Here is a 5,204-nt window from a genome sequence, read left to right on the forward strand (position 1 = left end):
GCCCGAAGACGAGGTATGAGAAATGGGTTGTAAAGGTACGGTTTGGTCGGCCGCGTTATATGTCGTGTCGGTGGCGCTGTCGCCGGCATTCGCGCAGGCATCGGCCGACGAAGCCAATAAGAGTAACAACCCACTTAACCTGGCCGCTTCATTCAACATCCAGAATTACTACACGCCGAGTGTGTTCGGCGCGAGCGCGCACACCAACGATCTGCTGTTGCGTCCCACCGTGCCGATCGGCCCGAACAGCCTGATCGGCGTGCCGCAAATCTTCCGCGCCACTGTGCCGGTCAGCACGCGCCCCGCCCCGAGCGGTGGGTACAACACCGGCCTCGGCGACCTGAACCTGTTCGACATCTTCCTGCTTTCGCAAGGCGACGTGCAGATCGGCGTAGGTCCGCTGGTGACCATGCCGACCGCCACCGATCCGAGCCTCGGCACAGGCAAGTGGCAGGCCGGTCTTGCCGCCGTTGCCGTGAGTGCGACCAAGGCGCGGCTCCTCGGCGCGCTGGTGCAGTGGCAACACTCGTTCGCCGGACAAAGCAGCCGGCCGACCACGCAGTCGCTCACGGCGCAACCGTTCGGCATCTTCAACCTGCCGGGCGGCTGGTACATCCGCTCGACCGGCATATGGACTTTCGATCTGCAGCACGGCAGCTATTACATTCCGGTCGGCCTCGGTGCCGGCAAGGCGTGGAAAGGTGGTTCGACCATCTACAACGCGTTTATCGAACCGCAGTATTCGGTCGCGCATTCCGGCGCCGGGGTGCCCCAGTTCACGATCTTCGCGGGCCTGAATATGACGTTCGGCAAATAGACTTGAACCTGAGAGAAAGCAGACATGACATTGCTTAAACGCCTGCAAATCGGCGCGCTCGTCGCCAGCCTGTCGCTGACGGTGTTGCCGTGCACGCAAGCCGCCGCTCAGGCCAGCGTCCCGGCCGCGACCGTCACGGCTTCTCCGGATGAAGCACGCGCGATCGCCAAAGATGCGTTCCTGTACGCGTATCCGATGCTGTTCAACTACAAGACGCTTTATCAGCAGGCGCTCGACTCCGGTTCAAAGTCCTACGTGGGCGGCTTCGGCAAGTTCCGCAATTACTCCCGGCCGTACGGTCCCGAGAACAAGGAGATCGTGACGCCGAACAACGACACGCCGTACTCGTGGGCATGGCTCGATCTGCGTCGCGAGCCGTGGGTCCTGACGGTGCCCGCAGTGGCGAAAGAGCGCTACTACGTGTTCCAGTGGATCGATCTGTTCACCTACAACTTCGCGTACGTCGGCTCGCGCGCCACCGGCAACGGCGCGGGTCACTATCTGTTCGCCGGACCGAACTGGCATGGCGACACGCCCAAAGGCATCGACAAGGTGTTCCGCTCGGAGACCGACCTGATCCTGACGCTCGGCCGCACGGCGCTCAACGGCGCGAGCGACGTCAAGAATGTTCAGGCGATCCAGAAGCAATACAAGCTCACGCCGTTGTCCACGTTTGAGCATACGGCTGCACCACCGCCCGTCGCGAAGCTCGATTTTCCGAAATGGGATGAAGCGAAGGCGACCTCGGTCGACTTCATCGCGTACCTGAACTTCCTGCTGCAGTTCACGCAGCCGCCCGCGCCGTCGGAGAAGGAATTGATGGCGCGCTTCGCGAAGATCGGCATTGCGCCGGGCGCGCCGTTCGATCCGGCCGCGTTGCCGCTGGAGACTCGCGTCGCACTTGAAGCGGGCGTCGCCGACGGCAAAGCCGCTTTGGCCGATGCGGAAAAACACACGACCAGTTCGTTCAACCTGTTCGGCAGTCGTGCGGACCTGAAGGACGACTACACCACGCGCGCCGTTGCGGCGGCGATGGGAATTTACGGCAATACCAAGGAAGAAGCGGTGTACGTCGGCACGCGGGTGAACGGCGAACACGCGCAACTGCTCGGCTCGCAGCCCTACGTGTTGCACTTCGACAGGAAGGACCTGCCGCCCGCGAAGTTCTTCTGGTCGATGACGCTGTACGACCTGCCCGCGCGTCATCTGGTCGCCAATCCGATCGATCGCTATTCGATCGGCGATCGAACCAAAGGCCTGAAATACGGCTCGGACGGTTCGCTGGATATCTACGTGCAGAACACGGCGCCGGGCGCGGACAAAGCGTCGAACTGGCTACCGGCACCCGCGGGCGCATACGACCTCGTCATGCGGATCTATGGTCCGGACCAGAGCGTGCTGGACGGCGCCTGGAAATTCCCCGAGTTGCAAAAGCGCTAAGCCGCGCATGGACGAACCCGAGAACGATATGAACCGAAAAAGCGCGACATGGGTCACGGCTGCCGTGCTGGCATCGGTCGCCGCGCCGATTCTCGCGAAGACGCAGCAGGACCAGGCGGCCCATGCGACGGCCATTACCGCGTCCGTGCCAGGTCCGGTGGCCGGCTACACGATCTCGGAAGAATACGCGCGACTGGTGGCGCGCCAGACCTATTTCTGGGCGTGGCCGATGGCGAACGTGTACGGCCGCCTGCTGGCGATGAGGCAGGTGCCGCAGCCGGGTCTGAACGGCGGCATCGTGCCGGTCGCGCCGCCCAATCATCTGTCGATGCTGCGCGACTATATCGAGCCGCAGGAACGTTTTGTCGCCTGTCCGAATCAGGACGTGGTCTACGGCTCCGCGATCCTCGATCTGAACCGGACGCCGGTGGTCGTGCAGGTGCCCGATTTCGGCAAACGCTTCTGGGTCTATCAGGCCGTCGATCTGCGCACCGACGGTTTCGCGAGTCTCGGAAAGATGTACGGCACACGGCCGGGTTTCTATCTGTTGGCCGGTCCCGACTGGCACGGCCCGGTGCCCAAGGGCATTCGCCAGGTGTTCCGTTCGTCGACGGGTGTGGGTAGCTTCATTCCGCGCGTCTTCATGGACGACACGCCGCGAGATCGCGAGGCCGTGCAGTCGGTGATTGCAAAGGTTGGGCTGTATCCGCTCGCGGAGTACGACGGCAAGGTCAAGGAAACCGACTGGTCGAAGCTGCCGAGTTTTGGGCCGACCGGCAGTGCGGCGGGCGGCAACGCCGAAGAGATCAAGTGGGTCGATCCGAACCGGTTCTGGGACGAACTGCCCGCGGTGCTCGACGAGACGCCGCCGCAGCGCGGCGAAGAAGCGCTGTATGCACAGGCGCGCGCGTTGATCGCGGCGGCGCAAAAAGATCCGGCGATCAAGACCGCGATCGTCGACGAAGCGGCCAAGGCCGACGCGGATCTCGTCACGCCGCTGTTCAACTTCAATACCTTCGGCAAGCGGCTGACCGCCAACTGGAACACCATCAGCAATGGCGCCGCATTCGGTACGGACTACTTCACGCGCACCGCGGTGGCGAAGTCGAACATCTTCGTCAACAAGCCGAATGAGACGAAGTATTTCTACGCCGACGCCGACGCGTCCGGTCAGCGCCTCGACGGCAACGCGCACTACACGGTGACGTTTGCCAAAGATAGTTTGCCGCCAGTGAAAGGCTTCTGGTCGCTGACCCTATACAACGCCCATCATTTTTTCTCGCCGAATGCGCAGAACCGCTACTCGCTCGGCACCAAGAACAAGGACTTGAAGTTCAACGCCGACGGCTCGTTGACGCTCTACGTGCAGAGCACGAGCCCAGCCGACGACAAACTCGCCAACTGGCTGCCGGCGCCGGCCAATGAAGCGTTCTCGTTATACGTGCGCGCCTATTGGCCGCAGCAGCCGGCACTCGACGGAAGCTGGACGCCGCCACCGATCAGGCGCGAACCGTGAGGGACGTGCTGTCGCGCATGCGTGCGGCCTGAGGCCGCGCTTGGTTCACAGCGTGTTCCGCAAAGTGAGAATGCGGTATCCAAAATTTATGAGGATGACTATGAGTCGCCGAAACCGTTTGTCCGCCAGCAGGTCGCTCCCGAGGTTATGTACGGGTGCGCTTCTGACCACCGCCGGCATTGCTATCTCCCAGCAAGGGTGGGCGACTGAAGGTGGCATCGGCAGGCCGATCACCGGCCAGCAGATCACGCCCTACGCCGGTGTGGTCCCGCCTGGCAGCGACTGGATCGTGTCGGCCACCACCATCTATTACGAAGGCTCGCTCGGCGCGAGCAAGACGATTCCTATCGCTGGCCAGATTACTGCCGGCGTCGACGTCACAGCCGTGTACACCATCGCCAATGCGGTCAAGACGTGGGGCATCACCGCGGGCGGCTGGAATTTCGCGTCGGCGTTCGGGGTGCCGTTCCAGTACACCGACATCTCGTCGTTTCACGGCCGCCTGCCGAACGATCACAACACCCAGTTCGCCGACCTCTTCTTCACGCCGGTGGTGGCCGGCTATCACCTGACCAAGACCGATCACGTCGCGTTCAGCGTGCAGATTTACGCGCCGACCGGTGCTTACAGCACGACACGCCTTGCCAATGCCGGCCAGAACACGTGGACCTTCACGCCGACGGTCGCCTATACCAAGCTGTTCCCGAAAGAAGAGATCGAGTTGTCGTTGAACTACGGCGTCGAGTTCTACACGCCCAACAACGACACGCACTATCACAACGCACCCGTCAGCGTGCTCGATCTGCTGGCGCTCAAGCGCTTTGGCAGCGGCTGGGGCGTGGGCGTGGTGGGTGGCTACATTCAGCAGATCGGTCACGACAGCGGCGGACTTGCCGAGCTCACCGGCGGCAATCAGGGGCATGCGGTGGGGATCGGGCCGATGGTGACCTGGTCGGGCAAGGTCCAGAAAACACCGGTCTCGGCTTCGCTGCGTTGGGTCAACGAGTTCAACGTCAGCAACCGGCCGAAGGGCAATGCGGTGGAGCTGTCGATCAGTGCCACGTTCCAGTGACGCAGCATGCATTAGGTGATTCGCCGTTCCTTGCGCGGGCGTTTTTGTCCGCAGAGAGGTCGACGCCACCTCTCCCATCAAGGTCGAGTTCATCGCGCAATCGCCGGTTGCGCGCCTCGGTGATGGCCGCGACGTTGCCGCTCGCATCGGTCCACGGCCACGCGGAGCCGAAGTTCAGCGTGTGCCGCTGCGTGGCGTGTCCGGCGCGAGGTTTCAGCACGACCCGACCGATCGAAATCGTTCGATCGAAATGCAAAGGAGAGGGCTTATCTGCCCGGCATTATGGGTATGCCGGATTGAAACAAGCCGCGATTCAAAGTTGTCTAGTTCGGCATGCTTTGCCGATGTTTGATTGATTC

The 5,204-nt window shown here is 62.4% G+C and carries 4 protein-coding genes; all 4 read left to right on the top strand.

Annotated elements, in window-relative coordinates; all coding sequences use genetic code 11:
- The first annotated feature begins 22 nt into the window (after nucleotides 1-22).
- The 4 genes from QOC89_RS18705 to QOC89_RS18720 all read left to right on the top strand — a co-directional run bounded on the left by QOC89_RS18705 (nucleotide 23) and on the right by QOC89_RS18720 (nucleotide 4,845).
- On the top strand, nucleotides 23-817 hold the full coding sequence (locus tag QOC89_RS18705) for a hypothetical protein (RefSeq protein WP_323046387.1): 795 nt from the start codon (nucleotides 23-25) through the stop codon (nucleotides 815-817).
- A gap of 24 nt (nucleotides 818-841) precedes the next feature.
- Entirely contained in the window at nucleotides 842-2,257 is a 1,416-nt protein-coding gene (locus tag QOC89_RS18710) for a DUF1254 domain-containing protein (protein WP_323046388.1), read from the top strand.
- Between the two features lie 28 nt (nucleotides 2,258-2,285).
- Nucleotides 2,286-3,773 carry a DUF1254 domain-containing protein gene (locus QOC89_RS18715; RefSeq protein WP_323046389.1) on the top strand — a complete coding sequence of 496 codons (1,488 nt, stop codon included), beginning with the start codon at nucleotides 2,286-2,288 and terminating at the stop codon, nucleotides 3,771-3,773.
- A 100-nt stretch (nucleotides 3,774-3,873) separates the two neighbouring features.
- Nucleotides 3,874-4,845, top strand: coding sequence for a transporter (locus tag QOC89_RS18720; protein ID WP_323046390.1), 972 nt, complete (start codon nucleotides 3,874-3,876; stop codon nucleotides 4,843-4,845).
- The last annotated feature ends 359 nt before the right edge of the window (nucleotides 4,846-5,204 follow it).

The sequence above is a fragment of the Paraburkholderia sp. genome, assembly GCF_034668105.1.
Classification (GTDB): domain Bacteria; phylum Pseudomonadota; class Gammaproteobacteria; order Burkholderiales; family Burkholderiaceae; genus Paraburkholderia.